The organism is Romboutsia faecis, from assembly GCF_014323405.1.
Taxonomy (GTDB): Bacteria; Bacillota; Clostridia; order Peptostreptococcales; family Peptostreptococcaceae; genus Romboutsia_E; species Romboutsia_E faecis.
Genome location: NZ_JACRWE010000004.1, coordinates 141,601 through 157,705 on the forward strand (window position 1 = coordinate 141,601; position 16,105 = coordinate 157,705).

The 16,105-nt window shown below is 31.6% G+C and carries 14 protein-coding genes; all 14 read left to right on the forward strand.

Annotated elements, in window-relative coordinates; translation table 11 throughout:
• The first annotated feature begins 2 nt into the window (after positions 1-2).
• The gene (gene xdh, locus H8923_RS09895; RefSeq protein WP_153972196.1) at positions 3-2,564 is read left to right on the forward strand and encodes a selenium-dependent xanthine dehydrogenase; all 2,562 of its coding nucleotides are present in this window, start codon (positions 3-5) and stop codon (positions 2,562-2,564) included.
• A gap of 16 nt (positions 2,565-2,580) precedes the next feature.
• Positions 2,581-2,958, forward strand: a complete 378-nt coding sequence (locus H8923_RS09900) for a RidA family protein (protein ID WP_153972195.1) — start codon at positions 2,581-2,583, stop codon at positions 2,956-2,958.
• A 157-nt stretch (positions 2,959-3,115) separates the two neighbouring features.
• Positions 3,116-4,465: an RNA polymerase factor sigma-54 gene (gene rpoN / locus H8923_RS09905; RefSeq protein ID WP_153972194.1), complete on the forward strand. Its 1,350-nt coding sequence runs from the start codon at positions 3,116-3,118 to the stop codon at positions 4,463-4,465.
• A 143-nt stretch (positions 4,466-4,608) separates the two neighbouring features.
• Positions 4,609-5,631, forward strand: a complete 1,023-nt coding sequence (locus tag H8923_RS09910; protein ID WP_153972193.1) for a sugar-binding transcriptional regulator — start codon at positions 4,609-4,611, stop codon at positions 5,629-5,631.
• Positions 5,632-5,693: 62 nt separating this feature from the next.
• Entirely contained in the window at positions 5,694-6,701 is a 1,008-nt protein-coding gene (gene gap / locus H8923_RS09915) for a type I glyceraldehyde-3-phosphate dehydrogenase (RefSeq protein ID WP_147539618.1), read from the forward strand.
• Between the two features lie 103 nt (positions 6,702-6,804).
• Positions 6,805-8,004: a phosphoglycerate kinase gene (locus H8923_RS09920; protein WP_153972192.1), complete on the forward strand. Its 1,200-nt coding sequence runs from the start codon at positions 6,805-6,807 to the stop codon at positions 8,002-8,004.
• Between the two features lie 176 nt (positions 8,005-8,180).
• Entirely contained in the window at positions 8,181-8,924 is a 744-nt protein-coding gene (tpiA, locus tag H8923_RS09925; protein ID WP_153972191.1) for a triose-phosphate isomerase, read from the forward strand.
• Positions 8,925-8,937: 13 nt separating this feature from the next.
• On the forward strand, positions 8,938-10,467 hold the full coding sequence (gene gpmI / locus H8923_RS09930) for a 2,3-bisphosphoglycerate-independent phosphoglycerate mutase (RefSeq protein WP_153972190.1): 1,530 nt from the start codon (positions 8,938-8,940) through the stop codon (positions 10,465-10,467).
• A 206-nt stretch (positions 10,468-10,673) separates the two neighbouring features.
• Positions 10,674-11,966 carry a phosphopyruvate hydratase gene (eno, locus tag H8923_RS09935; RefSeq protein WP_187127909.1) on the forward strand — a complete coding sequence of 431 codons (1,293 nt, stop codon included), beginning with the start codon at positions 10,674-10,676 and terminating at the stop codon, positions 11,964-11,966.
• Positions 11,967-12,101: 135 nt separating this feature from the next.
• Complete coding sequence (locus H8923_RS09940; protein WP_153973143.1) at positions 12,102-12,365, forward strand: sigma factor; 264 nt, start codon at positions 12,102-12,104, stop codon at positions 12,363-12,365.
• Positions 12,366-12,397: 32 nt separating this feature from the next.
• Positions 12,398-12,658 carry a CPBP family glutamic-type intramembrane protease gene (locus H8923_RS09945; protein WP_153973144.1) on the forward strand — a complete coding sequence of 87 codons (261 nt, stop codon included), beginning with the start codon at positions 12,398-12,400 and terminating at the stop codon, positions 12,656-12,658.
• Between the two features lie 287 nt (positions 12,659-12,945).
• Complete coding sequence (locus H8923_RS09950; RefSeq protein ID WP_153973145.1) at positions 12,946-14,322, forward strand: GntP family permease; 1,377 nt, start codon at positions 12,946-12,948, stop codon at positions 14,320-14,322.
• Between the two features lie 200 nt (positions 14,323-14,522).
• The gene (locus tag H8923_RS09955; RefSeq protein ID WP_153973146.1) at positions 14,523-14,690 is read left to right on the forward strand and encodes a hypothetical protein; all 168 of its coding nucleotides are present in this window, start codon (positions 14,523-14,525) and stop codon (positions 14,688-14,690) included.
• 222 nt (positions 14,691-14,912) lie between these two features.
• Positions 14,913-16,040: a glycerate kinase family protein gene (locus tag H8923_RS09960; RefSeq protein ID WP_153973147.1), complete on the forward strand. Its 1,128-nt coding sequence runs from the start codon at positions 14,913-14,915 to the stop codon at positions 16,038-16,040.
• Positions 16,041-16,105: the final 65 nt, after the last annotated feature.

The window sequence follows — 16,105 nt, forward strand, 5'->3', positions numbered from 1 at the left end:
GTATGTTTGAATTTATATTGAATAATGAGAAAGTTATTGCTGCAGAAAACAAGAAGCTCTTACAATTTCTTAGAGAAGATATGAATATAACATCTGTAAAGAATGGATGCTCAGAAGGTGCATGTGGAACTTGTATGGTTATTGTCGATGGGCAAGCTAAAAAAGCCTGTGTTCTTACAACTCAAAAACTAATTGGAAAGAATGTAATAACTATAGAAGGTATGAGCGAAAGAGAGAGAGATGTATATGCCTATGCCTTTTCTAGTCAGGGGGCAGTACAGTGTGGTTTCTGTATACCAGGTATGGTAATAAGTGCAAAAGCTTTATTAGATATTAATAATAATCCAACAGAAAGCGAAATAAAGAAAGCTCTAAAGGGTAACATATGCAGATGTACAGGATATGTAAAAATTATTAAAGCTATAGAACTAGCAGCTAAAATATTTAGAGAAAATATAGATGTACCTAAAGTTGCTTGTAAGGGATTGATAGGAGAAAATCTTCCAAGAATAGATGCAGTATCTAAAGCACTTGGAATGGCCGAATATGTAGATGATATAAGAATAGATGGAATGATTTATGGTTCAGCAGTAAGAACAAAGTATCCGAGAGCTCTTGTAAAAAAAATAGATATAGAAGATGCTAAGGCATATCCTGGTGTAGTAGCAGTACTTACATCTAAAGACATACCAGGAACTATAAAGGTTGGTCACTTAAAAAAGGACTGGGATACTTTGATACCAGAAGGAGAAATAACTAGATATCTAGGAGACGCAATAGTATTAGTTGCAGCTGAAACTAAGGAGGCCCTTGAAGAAGCTAAAAAACTTGTAAAAATAGATTATGAAGAATTAACTCCTATTACGTGTCCAGAAGAAGCATTAAAGGAAGATGCTCCTAAAATACATGAAACAGGAAATGTTTTAGTAAATGAGCATTTAGTTAGAGGCAATGCAGATGAAAAGATAAAGAATTCTAAGTACGTTGTCACTAGGAAATATTCTACACCATTTACAGAGCATGCTTTTTTAGAGCCAGAATGTGCAGTAGCAGGCCCACATGGTGAGGATGGAATAATAATATACTCATCTGATCAAGGTGTATTTGCAACTCAACACGAATGTGCAGATATGTTAGGACTACCTTATGAAAAAGTAAGAGTAATAAATAAAATGGTAGGTGGAGGATTTGGTGGAAAAGAAGATATGAGTGTTCAACATCATGCAGCTCTTTTGGCCTATCATACAAAGAAATTTGTAAAAGTACTTCTTACAAGAAAAGAAAGTATAATAATACATCCTAAAAGACATGCAGTGGAGCTAGAGTTAACTACGGCCTGTGATGAAGATGGATATTTAACAGGTATGAAAGCTAAAATTATATCTGATACAGGGGCCTATGCATCTCTTGGAGGGCCAGTACTTCAGAGATTGTGTACTCATGCAGCTGGTCCGTATAATTATCAGGATATAGATATTGATGGGACTGCAGTTTATACCAATAACCCTCCAGGAGGAGCATTTAGAGGATTTGGAGTTACTCAAAGTTGTTTTGCAACAGAATGTAATATAAATCTTTTAGCTGAAAAAGTAGGAATATCTCCTTGGGAAATTAGATATAAAAATGCAGTAAGGCCAGGTCAAGTTTTACCAAATGGTCAGATTGCAGATGAGGGTACTGCTATAGTAGAAACATTAGAGGCTGTTAAGGAAGAATATGAAAAGCATCCTTATGCAGGAATAGCTTGTGCTATGAAAAATAGCGGTGTCGGAGTTGGAATACCAGATATAGGTAGATGTAGATTAGTAATTATAGATGGAAAAGTTCACATAAGAACAAGTGCATCTTGTATAGGTCAAGGAATGGGTACTGTTGCAACTCAAATGATATGTGAAACAGCAAAGATTAGTCCAGATCTTATAGTACATGATGCCCCAGATACATTTTTAACACCAGATTCAGGAAATACTACTGCATCAAGACAAACAGTGTTTACAGGAGAGGCTACAAAGGTAGCTTCTAAAAAGTTAAAAGAAGCATTGGATTCTGGAAAAACATTAGCAGATTTAGAAGGTGAAGAATTTTATGGAGAGTACGCTAGTGTAACTGATAAGATGGGGTGTAATAAAGAGAATCCAATAAGTCACGTAGCGTATGGTTATGCAACTCATGTAGCAATATTAAATGAAGATGGTAAATTAAAAAAACTTATAGCTGCTCATGATGTAGGTAGGGCTGTAAATCCAATTAGTTTAGAAGGTCAAATTGAGGGTGGAGTTGTAATGTCTATAGGATATGCATTAACTGAAGACTATCCATTAGAAAATTGTATTCCTAAAGCTAAATATGGAACATTAGGATTATTTAAGTCTATAGATATACCAGAAGTAAAAGCTATAGTTGTAGAAAAGAATAAGTCAGATTTAGCTTATGGAGCTAAGGGAGTAGGAGAAATAACATCAATACCAACAGCGCCAGCAATACAAAACGCATATTATGTATATGATAACGAGTTTAGGACAAAACTTCCATTAGCAAAAACACCATATAGTAAGAAGAAATAAATTATGGAGGAACGATATGAGTAAAATAGTAATTGATACAAAAAATGCACCAGGGGCAATAGGACCATATTCACAAGGAATAATCGTTGGAAATTTAGTATATACTTCTGGACAGCTTCCAATAGATATAGCAACAGGAGAGTTAGTACAAGAAGTTAAATCAGCTACAAAAGCTTCATTAGATAATATTAAAGCTATATTAGAAGAAGCTGGAACATCAATGGATAATATATTTAAGACTACAGTATTTGTAAAAGATTTAAATGATTTTAATGCAGTAAATGAAGTTTATGCAACTTATTTTAAATCTAATCCACCAGCTAGGTCTTGTGTTCAAGTTGCAAAATTACCAAAAGATGCAGTAATAGAAATAGAAGCAATAGCAGTTTTATAAAAATAATAAATATTAATAAAGCCTAATAAAATTCCATAATCTTTAAGACCCATAATTTTCAAAACCCTATGCTATAGTATAAAATAAATGTTAATATATACTATAGCATAGGGTTTGTTTTAGTGAAATAAAATTAAATGTTGATAGGGGGTTCGGTATGAATTTTAATAATGGTATAGAATTAACACAATCTCAAAAATTAATAATGACAGCGAATCTAAGGCAATCTTTAGAAGTATTAAATATGAATAGGATGGAGTTAGAAAGTGAGATTGTAAAAGAGCTTGAGAGTAACCCTTTATTAGATGCCGAGAAAAACAGTGAAATAAATTGGGAACAGTATATAAAGGATATGGAAAATTCAAGAAGCTTCAATAGGTTTGAAAACGTATTCAATGGCGATAGTGAGGTTAACTTAGAGAATATTATTAAAAGTAATTCTAATATATATGATGATTTAAAATTTCAAATAAGTTTATATAAATTAGATAATTTAGAAAGAATGGTATGTGAGTATATTATAGATAGCTTAGATGAAGATGGATATCTAAATATTAGCGATTACGAAATAATTGAATCATTAAATATAGATGTAGAGACATTTGAAGAATGTATGCATAAGGTTCAGAATTTAGAACCAAGTGGTGTTGCTGCGAGAAATCTAGAAGAATGTTTAATAATACAAATTAATAATCATGGAATATTTGATGAAATATTAGAAAGTATAATAAAGCAAGACTTAAAATTAATTGCAAGTAATAAATATAAAGATATCTGTAAAAAGTACAAAATAACTTTACAAGAATGTAAAAGGTTCGCTGAGTTAATAAAGGATTTAAACCCAAAACCATGTGAAGGTTATTTTAATTCTAGTAAGGAATCTATCTATGTACAACCAGATGTAATTGTAGAAAAAATAGAAGATGAGTTCATTGCATATCTTAATGAAAGAGATTCTTATAAGTTAAAAATAAATAATTTCTATAAAGAAGTTCTAAAAAATTCTCAGGCAGATAAAGATGCAAAGGATTTTATAAAAGAAAGACTAAATTCTGCATTAAGCTTAATAAAGAATATAGACAGTAGAAAGAGCACCATTTTAAAGATAGCTGAAATAATATTAAAAAAACAAGAAGGATTTTTTAATAAAGGAGCTAAATATATAAATCCTATGACTATGAAAGAAGTAGCAGAAGAATTAAGTTGCCATGAATCAACGATTAGTAGAGGGGTAAATGGCAAATATATGTTAACACCATTTGGAACTTATGAGTTTAAGTATTTCTTTAATAGTTCATTAGAAAATGATAATAATGAGGCTATATCTAGTGCCAGCATAAAAAACATGATAAGGGATAAAATAAAGGCAGAAAAAAAGGACAAGCCACTTAGTGATGATAAAATTGCAAAATTACTAAAAGAGGAAGGTATAAATGTTGCTAGAAGAACTGTAGCAAAATATAGAGAAGAGTTAGGTATACTATCTTCAAGTAAAAGGAAAAAATAATAAACTGGAAAAATATAAAAAAATATCCTGAAAACTATTGAAATATATAAAGATATGATTTAAAATTAAATTATCTTGTGGGACTTAAATTGAGTGTAGGGACAATTAACGTCCCTGGTAAAATTATAACAAGGAGTTATAACATGAAAGACCTAATTAAATTTCAGAAAAAATTGATTCCCCAAGTTGTTGAGCTTATGGAAAGAAGATATTCGATTTTAAGACAAATATCTTTAAGTGAGCCAGTAGGAAGGAGAACCTTATCAAGTATATTAGATATAAGTGAAAGAATTATAAGATCAGAAACTGAGTTTTTAAAAGAACAAGGTCTTATAAATGTTGCAGGTTCAGGTATGACAATAAGTCTAGAAGGTGAAGAGCTTCTAGATGATCTTAAGGATACTATGAATTATGTAACAGGACTTTCAAAACTGCAAGATAAGGTAAAAGAAAAACTGGGTGTAAAGAAAGTATTATTAGTACCTGGAAGTTTTGATAAAAATGAAAGTATTTTATATGATATAGCAAAATGTGGAGCTGATTATTTTCTTCAAGTTCTAAAGCCAGAAGATGTGGTTTCTATAACTGGAGGAAGTACAATGCTTGAGTTTTCAAAAGCTCTTAAAACAGATAAAAAATACAATAATGTTACTGTAGTACCAGCTAGAGGTAGTATGGGTAAAATTGTAGAAACTCAAACAAGCAATATAGTTTCTATTATAAGTAAGAAGCTTAGCTCGCATTACAAATTACTTAATATACCAGATGAATTAAGTGAAGAAGCAAAAAATAGTTTAATTCAAGAGCCAGAAATTAAAAGTACATTAGAACATATTGAGAAAACTGATATATTAGTATTTGGCATTGGAAGAGCTGATGAGATGGCAAGAAGAAGAAAGCTATCTGATGATCAAGTTGAAGAAATAATATCAAAGGGAGCAGTGTGTGAAGCATTTGGATATTATTTCAATAAAGATGGAGAAATAGTATATAAGCTAAATACTGTAGGTATAGACTTAAATACTGTTAATAATGTTAGGGAAACAATTGCCGTATTTGGAGGCACAACAAAGGTAGAAGCTTGCATAGCAATCTCAAAGGTGGATAAGAATATAGTTCTTGTTACTGACGAAGAAAGTGCTTGCAAAATTCTAGAATCAATTTAGTTAACCACTAGCCAAGCTAGTAAAATATATTATAAATATGCATACACTTAGGAGGTAGAACGATGGTTAAAGTAGCTATAAATGGATTTGGGAGAATAGGAAGACTTGCATTAAGAAAATTAATGGAGCAAACTGATAAGTTTGAAGTTGTTGCAATAAACGACTTAACAGATGCTAAAACTTTAGCACACTTATTTAAATATGATACTGCTCAAGGTAGATTCAATGGTGAAATAGAAGTTAAGGACGGAGCTTTCGTAGTTAACGGACAAGAAATAAAAGTAACTGCTGAAAGAAATCCTGCAGACTTACCATGGAAAGAATTAAATGTTGATATAGTATTAGAGTGTACTGGATTCTTTACTTCTCAAGAAAAGGCTGGTCTTCACTTAGAAGCTGGAGCTAAGAAAGTTGTTATATCTGCACCAGCAACAGGGGATGTAAAAACTGTAGTTTACAATGTAAACAATGATGTATTAGATGGAACTGAAACTGTAATCTCAGGAGCTTCTTGTACTACTAACTGTTTAGCACCAATGGCTAAAACATTAAATGATGCTTTCGGATTACAAAAAGGATTCATGACTACTATACATGCATACACTAATGACCAAAATACTTTAGATGGTCCTCATGCAAAAGGTGACTTAAGAAGAGCTAGAGCTGCTGCTTCTAACATAGTACCTAACACTACAGGAGCTGCAAAAGCTATAGGTTTAGTTATACCTGAATTAAAAGGTAAATTAGATGGAGCTGCTCAAAGAGTTCCAGTTGTAACTGGTTCAATAACTGAGTTAGTTTGTACTTTAGATAAGAACGTAACTGTAGAAGAAATAAATGCTGCTATGAAAGCTGCTTCAAATGAATCATTCGGATACACTGAAGAACCATTAGTTTCTTCTGATATAATAGGAATAAGCTACGGATCATTATTCGATGCAACTCAAACAAAAGTTATGGAAGTAAACGGAGAACAATTAGTTAAAGTTGTTTCTTGGTATGACAATGAAATGTCTTACACTTCTCAATTAATAAGAACTTTAGGATACTTTGCTAACTTAGCTAAGTAGTTTTAACTAGTCCGGGTTTGTAGTTTTATACTACGGGCTCCGGACTTTTTTAAACAAGGGGAAGATATATTATAAGAATTCGGTTTTGAAAGGAGAACTCAACATGTCAATGCTTAACAAAAAAAGTATAGAAGATATAAATGTGAACGGAAAAAAAGTATTAGTAAGATGTGACTTCAATGTACCTTTAAAGGATGGAGTTATAACTGATGAAAATAGATTAAATGGTGCATTACCAACGATAAAATACCTAATAGAACAAGGAGCTAAAGTTATATTATGCTCTCATCTAGGGAAACCAAAAGGTGAAGCTAAGCCAGAATTATCTTTAGCACCAGTTGCAAAAAGATTATCTGAAATGTTAGGTCAAGAAGTAGTATTTGCTGCTGACGAAAATGTAGTAGGAGAAAATGCAAAGGCTGCTGTAGCTAAAATGCAAAATGGTGATGTAGTATTATTAGAAAATACTAGATATAGAAAAGAAGAAACTAAAAATGAAGAAAACTACTCTAAAGAATTAGCTTCTTTAGCAGAAGTATATGTAAATGATGCATTCGGTACTGCTCATAGAGCTCACTGTTCAACAGTAGGTGCTGGAGAATTCTTACAAGAAAGAGCTTGTGGATACTTAATTCAAAAAGAATTAAAGTTCTTAGGAGAAGCTGTAGCTAATCCTGTAAGACCTTTCACTGCTATATTAGGTGGAGCAAAAGTTTCTGATAAGATAGCTGTTATAAATCAATTATTAGATAAAGTTGATAACTTAATAATTGGTGGAGGAATGGCTTATACATTCTTAAAAGCTCAAGGATATGAAATAGGAACTTCTTTAGTAGAAGAAGATAAAGTAGAATATGCTAAAGAAATGATGGAAAAGGCAGCTGCTAAAGGTGTTAAATTATTATTACCAATAGATAATGCTGTTGCTGATAAATTTGCTGATGTTACTCCAGTTATAACTGAAGATGCTAACATACCAGCAGGACATATGGGTCTAGATATAGGACCAAAAACTATAGAAGAATATGTAAACACAGTAAATGCTTCTAGGACAATAGTATGGAATGGACCAATGGGAGTTTTCGAATTTGCTAACTTTGCAGAAGGTACATTAGCAGTAGCTAAAGCAATGGCTGCTTTAACTGATGCAACTACAGTAATAGGAGGAGGAGACTCTGCTGCTGCTGTTAACCAATTAGGATTCGGAGATAAAATGACTCACGTTTCTACTGGTGGAGGAGCATCATTAGAGTTTTTAGAAGGAAAAGAATTACCAGGAATAGTAGCTTTAGATAATAAATAAGAAATTGCAATTACCAATAGAGTATTTATTGTACTCGATTTTGATACTATAAATATGTTACCACAGAAGTTTTATTTTAATAAAACTACCTTAAATTTTGTTATAATTAAGCTTAGGAAAATTTATCCTTGAATGAATTTTCCTAATGACTTGATTAAAGTGTGGAGGAATTGAAAATGAGAAAACCTATAATAGCTGGAAACTGGAAAATGAATAAGACTATAGCAGAGGCTTTAGCTTTTGTTGATGATGTTAAAGAAAGAGTAAACAATGAAAATGTAGATGCAGTAATATGCGCACCGTTCATAGCTTTAAAAGATTTAAAAGAAGCAACAAAAGGAACTGACATAAAAATTGGAGCTCAAAATATGCATTTTGAAGAAAGTGGAGCTTTTACAGGTGAAGTTTCACCTGGAATGTTAAAGGAAATAGGAATTGACTACGTGGTTATAGGACACTCTGAGAGAAGAGAATATTTCAATGAAACAAATGAAACAGTAAACAAAAAGGTAGTAAAAGCTTTAGAACATGGCATAGATCCAATACTTTGCTGTGGAGAAACTCTAGAACAAAGAGAAGCTGGAGAGACTAAAGCTCATTGTAAAATACAAATTGAAGAGGGATTAAAAAATGTAGCTAAAGAAGATATATCTAAGGTTGTTATAGCTTATGAACCAATATGGGCTATAGGAACTGGAAAAACTGCAACTGCTGAAGATGCTAATGATGTTATATCTTACATAAGAGAAGTAGTAGCAGGATTATATGGAGAGTTAGCTCAAGATGTTAGAATACAATATGGTGGAAGCGTTAAACCATCAAATGTTGCTGAAATAATGGCACAAAGTGATATAGATGGGGCTTTAGTTGGTGGGGCTAGTTTAGCTGCTGACGACTATGTAAAGCTTGTAAATTTCTAAGGAGTGAAATAATATGAAAAAACCAGTTGCTTTAATCATAATGGATGGTTATGGATATACTAGTGAAACTAAAGGGAATGCTGTAGCTGCGGCTAACACTCCTAACTTAGATAGAATATCTAAAGAATATCCAAGCACATTAATAAATGCGAGTGGTCTAGATGTTGGATTACCAAATGGACAAATGGGTAATTCAGAAGTTGGTCACACAAATATAGGTGCAGGAAGAATAGTATATCAAGACTTAACTAGAATAACAAAAGCAATAGAAGATGGCGACTTCTTTACTAATGAAGTTTTATGCCAAGCTATGGATAATGCAGTTGATAAGTCACTTCACATAATGGGATTATTATCTGATGGTGGAGTACATTCACATATAGACCACCTAAAAGCGTTAGTTAAAATGGCTAAAGAAAAAGGTGTAAAAAAAGTATATGTTCATGCATTTACAGACGGTAGAGATACTGATCCACAAAGTGCAATTACATATGTAAAAGAAGCTGAAGAAGTTATGGCTGAAGTAGGTGTAGGGGAATTTGCTTCTGTAAGTGGTAGATACTACGCAATGGACAGAGATAAGAGATGGGAAAGAGTTCAACTTGCATATGATGCAATGGTAGAAGGAAAAGGTGAAACTGCTACTTCTGCTACTGAAGCTATTCAAAACTCTTATAATGAAGGTAAAAATGATGAATTCGTTTTACCAACAGTTATAGTTAAGGATAAAAATCCTGTTGGAACTATAAAAGAAGGAGATTCTGTAGTATTCTTTAACTTTAGACCAGACAGAGCTAGACAAATAACTAGAGCATTAGTTTGTGATGAATTTGTAGGATTTGAAAGACCTTGTATGAAGACTTTCTTTGTATGCTTAACTGAATATGATATAACTATTAAAAATGTTCATATAGCATTTGGACCTCAATCATTAAGCAATACTTTAGGTGAGTATCTAGCTAATAATGGAAAAGTTCAATTAAGAGCTGCTGAAACAGAAAAGTATGCACATGTTACTTTCTTCTTCAATGGTGGAGTTGAAGAACCAAACCAAGGTGAAGAAAGATTATTAATACCATCTCCAAAGGTTGCAACTTATGATTTACAACCAGAAATGTCTGCTGGTGAGTTATTAGAAAAGGTTGTAGCTAAAATAGATGAAGATAAATTTGACTTTATAGTTGTTAATTTTGCAAATCCTGATATGGTTGGACATACAGGAAATGTAGAAGCTGCTATAAAAGCAGTAGAAACAGTTGATAGCTGTGTAGGAAAATTAGTTGATAAAATAATAGAAAAAGGTGGAAGCGCAATTATAACAGCTGACCACGGAAATGCAGAATTAATGGAAGATGTTGAGTCTGGAAAAACAATAACAGCTCATTCTACTAATCCAGTACCATTTATAGTTGCAGGTGAAGAATTTAAAACATCTACATTACTAGAAGATGGAAGGTTATCTGATATAGCACCAACTGTATTAGATATGATGCATTTAGAACAGCCAGAAGAAATGACTGGTCATTCATTAATAAAAAAATAATTATTTAAATAAAAATAATTATTAATATATAAATAAAATAAGGTTTACAAGATATACAATATATTATATAAATTACCCAAATACAAAACTAGATATAAAATTTATCCATCAAATAATATTTATTCTAAAATGTAAAAAGGGGAAAGGGTATTATATTGTATAAGAGGTTAACTATTATATTATAAAATCTGAAGGGAGATATAAATATGTCAGTTATAGAATCAGTATACGCAAGAGAAGTATTAGACTCAAGAGGTAATCCAACTGTAGAAGTTGAGGTAGCATTAGAAAGTGGAGTAATAGGTAGAGCTATAGTTCCATCTGGAGCATCTACAGGGGCTTTTGAAGCTGTTGAATTAAGAGATGGTGACAAAGGAAGATACTTAGGAAAAGGTGTAGAAAAGGCTGTTGCTAACGTTAATGAAATAATAGCTCCAGAATTAGAAGGAATGGAATCTACAGATCAACCTGCAATAGATGCAGTTATGATAGAATTAGATGGAACTCACAATAAAGGTAAATTAGGGGCTAATGCTATATTAGGTGTATCTATGGCTGTTGCTAGAGCATCTGCTGAAGAATTAGGATTACCATTATTCCAATACATAGGTGGAGTAAATGCTAAGCAATTACCAGTACCAATGATGAACATATTAAACGGTGGAGAGCATGCTGATAACAACGTTGACGTTCAAGAATTTATGATATTACCAGTAGGAGCTAAGAGCTTTAGAGAAGGTTTAAGAATGGGTGCAGAAGTATTCCATTCATTAAAGAAAGTTCTTGGAGAAAAAGGACTTGCTTGTGGTGTAGGTGATGAAGGTGGATTCGCTCCAAACTTAGGATCAAACAGAGAAGCTTTAGAATTAATAGTTGAAGCTATAGAAAAAGCTGGATACAAGCCAGGAGACGATATAAGATTAGGTCTTGACGTTGCTGCTACAGAAATGTACAACAAAGAAACTAAAAAATATGTTTTAGCTGGAGAAGGAAAAGAATTAACTGCAGCTGAAATGGTTGATTTATATGAAGATTGGGCTAACAACTTCCCAATAGTAACTATAGAAGATGGTTTAGATGAAGAAGATTGGGATGGATGGAAGTTATTAACTGATAGATTAGGAAAGAAATTACAATTAGTTGGAGATGACTTATTTGTTACTAACACTGAAAGATTAGAAAGAGGAATAGAAGCTGGTGTTGCTAACTCTATATTAGTTAAAGTTAACCAAATAGGTACAATAACTGAAACTTTAGATGCTATAGAAATGGCTAAGAGAGCTGGATACACTGCAGTTATATCTCACAGATCTGGAGAAACAGAAGATACTACTATAGCTGACTTAGCTGTAGCTGTAAATGCTGGACAAATAAAAACTGGTGCTCCATCAAGAACTGATAGAGTAGCTAAGTACAACCAATTATTAAGAATAGAAGAAATGGTTGGAGAACAAGCTAGATACTGTGGAATGAACTCTTTCTACAATTTAAAGAAATAATAATAATTTAAAATTATAATAAGAGAGCCAATAATAAACGTATTATTGGCTCTTTTTATGTTTTTAAAAATAATTTATATTAAAAATGAACCGATAATAAAGTTATGACAATAATAAGTGTAGGTAGTGATAAGATTGGAGTTAGAAGACATAGAAAATATTATTTCTGAGTATGGAAATGTTATATATAAATTTTGTATAAAACTTACTCAGAACAAAGAGGATTTATATCAGCAAACATTTTTAAAAGCAGTAGAGTTAAGGCATAAATTAGATAAAAATAATAATCCAAGAAGTTTCTTAGTACCTGTAGCCATAATTCCAAGTTTTATAACTTGTTTTATTCAAAATGGATTGTGTGAGGAGATTTTATTTAGAGGGTTTATTGGAAAAAATTAATAGCAAAATTTGGAGATAATAATGGGATATTAATGCAGTCAATTTTATTCGGATTAATGAACATAGGATTGGGATTATTGATGGGAATAGCTATAAATGTAAGCTTGCTTATTAGCTACTTTATAATTCCAACTTTAGCGGGGTGGATGTTAGGATATATTGATGAAAAAATATATAATGGATCTATTATTCCAAGTATATTATTACATGGTTTAGTTAACTTTGGAAGAGATATGATTCTTGCATTTCAAATTCGTATCCAACTAATGGATAAGGTTTTTCGTATGTTATAATAGATATTTAGATGAGATTTTATAGTGCTAAAAAGGTTGATTGCTTATTTAAGCTAGAAATTATGTTAGATTTTACAAAAATTACATATAAATATATGCAAAAACATAAAAAAAAGTGTTAATTTTCAGTCAAACGAACGATGAAAACACACTTGGAAAACGTTTATAATATTAATATAAACAAAAGGTTTTCTAATAAAAGGTGTAGAAATTTGGAAAATTTTAAAGAAGTTTAATTATGATTTTAAATGTTAAAAAATAAGCAATTATAGGGGAGGAGTAAAATCATGCCACAAGCAAGTAGTACACAAATGATTTTAGGGTTAGTAATAGGAATTGCAGTTTTAATATTCTTATCTATGAAGACAAAGGTACATACATTTTTAGCATTAATTTTCGCAGCAATGATAACAGGTTTAATTGGGGGAATGGACGTATCATCAGTACTGTCTTCAATAACAACAGGATTTGGTAACACATTAAGCAGTACAGGTATCATCATAGGCTTAGGAGTAATGATGGGTGCAGTTCTTGAAAAGTCAGGAGCAGCAGAACAATTAGCTTTTTCAGTAATAAAACTTGTAGGTAAGAAGAAGGAAGAATGGGCGCTTGGAATTACAGGATATATAGTTTCTATACCGGTATTTGCAGATTCAGCTCTTGTTATATTAACACCATTAGCGAAGGCGCTTTCTAAGGTCAGCGGAAAATCAGCTGTAAGTTTAGGATTATCATTAGCAATAGGTCTTCAACTTACACATACATTCGTACCGCCAACACCAGGTCCTTTAACAGTTGCTGGTTTACTAGGGGTAGATGTTGGTATGATGATACTTTCTGGTGTACTTGTTACAATAATACCTTTTATAGCTTGTATATTCTACTGTAAGTGGATGGGAACAAAAGTATACCAAATACCAAATGATAATGGTGATGGATATACTAAAAAAGATTTTAAGAAAGAATATATAAAGGAAATAGAAAATGTAGAAGAACTAATGAAAAATAAAGATTTACCACCATTATTAATGTCAGTTTTACCAATATTAGTTCCATTAATAATGATATTTACAAATACAATTTGTAGTTTTTCAGGTATAGAGTCTCAAATAATAACTTTTATTGGTTCACCAATAGTTGCTTTATCAGTGGGGGTTCTTATAGCAGTATATGGTCTTGCTAGAGATAAAGATAAGTCAACAGTTATGAGTTATATGGAAGATGGAATAAAATCAACAGGTATGATAATGTTAATCACTGGTGCTGGTGGAGCATTAGGATTTATAGTTAAAGATTCAGGTATAGGAACTGCATTAGGAGAGTTGGTTGTAAATTTACCAATACCAGCTATATTAATACCATTTATAATAGCAGCATTAATGAGAATAGCTTTAGGAAGTGCTACTGTTGCATTAACTACAGCTGCAACTTTAACAGCACCATTATTATCAGTAGTTGGACTAGATCCAATAATCGCAGCTATGGCAACTTGTGCTGGTGGGGTAGCATTTAGTTATTTTAATGATAGTGGGTTCTGGGTATTTAATGGAATGTATGGATTAAAAGAAATGAAAGATCAAATGTATGCTAAATTTGGGGTATCTATGGTTGGTTCATTAACAGCTTTGACTGTAGTTATAATAGCAAATATGTTGTTCTTTTAATATATAAAAATAGCGATAGGCTGATATCAGTTTATCGCTATTTTTATATATTAAAAAGTTTAGGTTATTTATTAAGGAACTAATTACATAATTAGTTAATATAATAAAGTATAAAAATGGGTATTATATGAGTATAATAAATAATAAAAATTGAATTAGATATACGCAGAAAATACAAAATAATGAGGAGGTCTCGGAGGATGAATGAATTTGAAAGAAATTTATCAGACCTAGAACTAGAATCAGTAAAAACTTTAATAAATAATAAAATAATAGGTTTATGTAATGGACTTGAGTTTAGACCAGATAAAAAGGAAGTTATGAATAAAATACAATCATATAGAGAATTATTAGAGAAAATAAAATAATAAAATAGTTCTTTAGATATTTAGTATAAAAAATAGTAATCTGATATTTTGAATAGGTCAAATATATATTCAAAGTATTGGATTACTATTTTTATGTGGATTTCTTGTGCATAAGCACAATAAAAATTAAATTATATTAGTAAACTGCCGATGAAAACGATATTAAAATGATTTAAAATATTATATATAAAGATAAAATAAAAAATATTATGGGGGGATGGTATGAAATTTGTATTAGCACCAGACTCATTTAAAGAGAGTTTGACAGCACAAGAAGTAGCAGATGCTATGGAAATAGGTATAAAAAAAGTATTTCCGAATGCTGAATGTGTAAAAGTTCCTATGGCAGATGGAGGAGAAGGAACAGTTCAATCTCTAGTGGATGGGACAGATGGTAAAATATATGAAGTTGCTGTAACAGGACCTTTAGGTAAAATTGTAAATGCAAGGTATGGAATATTAGGAGATAATGAAACTGCAGTAATTGAAATGGCAGAAGCTAGCGGTATTCATTATGTAGAAAAAGAAAAGAGAAATCCTTTAATTACAACTACTTATGGAACGGGAGAAGTTATAAAGGAAGCTCTAAATAAGGGAGTAAAAAAGATAATAATAGGAATAGGTGGAAGTGCTACTAACGATGGTGGAGCAGGTATGATACAAGCTTTAGGGGGGAGACTTTTAGATAAAGAAGGCAATGACTTATCTTTTGGTGGAGGCTCATTGGATAAATTAGATAGAATAGATTTAACTAAATTTGATGAAAGAATAAATAAAGTCAAGGTAGAAGTTGCATGTGATGTTAATAATACACTTACAGGAGAAGAAGGAGCCTCTGCAATATTTGGACCTCAAAAAGGAGCAACTCCAGATTTAGTAAAACTCCTTGATAAGAACCTTGGTCATTATGCACAAATAGTTAAAGAACAATTAGGCAAAGATATGGCAAATGAAAAAGGTGCAGGAGCAGCAGGTGGCTTAGGATTTGCATTATTAACATTTTGCAATGGAGAGCTTAAACCAGGTATAGACATTGTTATAGAGTATTCAAATTTAGATACAAAAATTCAAGGAGCATCATATGTACTAACTGGAGAAGGAAGTATAGACGGACAGACTAAGTTTGGAAAAACTCCTTATGGTGTAGCACAAGTAGCTAAAAAATATGATATTCCTGTAATCGCAGTAGCTGGAAATGTTGGAAGTGGTACAGAAGAGTTATATGGATTAGGTTTTAATTCAATTTTATCAATAATGCCAGGTGTAATGACATTAGATAAAGCATTAGTTACAGGAAAAAAAAATATAGAAAACACAGTAGAAAATATTGCACGATTATTAGAAATTTAAATAATATTAGCTTATATAAACAAGATGTACTATGCCTGAAAAATCGTTATAATATAGATTGTTAA

Coding starts and splice junctions, on each gene's coding strand:
- xdh (WP_153972196.1), top strand. CDS start 3: ATGTTTGAATTTATATTGAATAATGAGAAAGTTATTGCTGCAGAAAAC.
- H8923_RS09900 (WP_153972195.1), top strand. CDS start 2,581: ATGAGTAAAATAGTAATTGATACAAAAAATGCACCAGGGGCAATAGGA.
- rpoN (WP_153972194.1), top strand. CDS start 3,116: ATGAATTTTAATAATGGTATAGAATTAACACAATCTCAAAAATTAATA.
- H8923_RS09910 (WP_153972193.1), top strand. CDS start 4,609: ATGAAAGACCTAATTAAATTTCAGAAAAAATTGATTCCCCAAGTTGTT.
- gap (WP_147539618.1), top strand. CDS start 5,694: ATGGTTAAAGTAGCTATAAATGGATTTGGGAGAATAGGAAGACTTGCA.
- H8923_RS09920 (WP_153972192.1), top strand. CDS start 6,805: ATGTCAATGCTTAACAAAAAAAGTATAGAAGATATAAATGTGAACGGA.
- tpiA (WP_153972191.1), top strand. CDS start 8,181: ATGAGAAAACCTATAATAGCTGGAAACTGGAAAATGAATAAGACTATA.
- gpmI (WP_153972190.1), top strand. CDS start 8,938: ATGAAAAAACCAGTTGCTTTAATCATAATGGATGGTTATGGATATACT.
- eno (WP_187127909.1), top strand. CDS start 10,674: ATGTCAGTTATAGAATCAGTATACGCAAGAGAAGTATTAGACTCAAGA.
- H8923_RS09945 (WP_153973144.1), top strand. CDS start 12,398: ATGCAGTCAATTTTATTCGGATTAATGAACATAGGATTGGGATTATTG.
- H8923_RS09950 (WP_153973145.1), top strand. CDS start 12,946: ATGCCACAAGCAAGTAGTACACAAATGATTTTAGGGTTAGTAATAGGA.
- H8923_RS09955 (WP_153973146.1), top strand. CDS start 14,523: ATGAATGAATTTGAAAGAAATTTATCAGACCTAGAACTAGAATCAGTA.
- H8923_RS09960 (WP_153973147.1), top strand. CDS start 14,913: ATGAAATTTGTATTAGCACCAGACTCATTTAAAGAGAGTTTGACAGCA.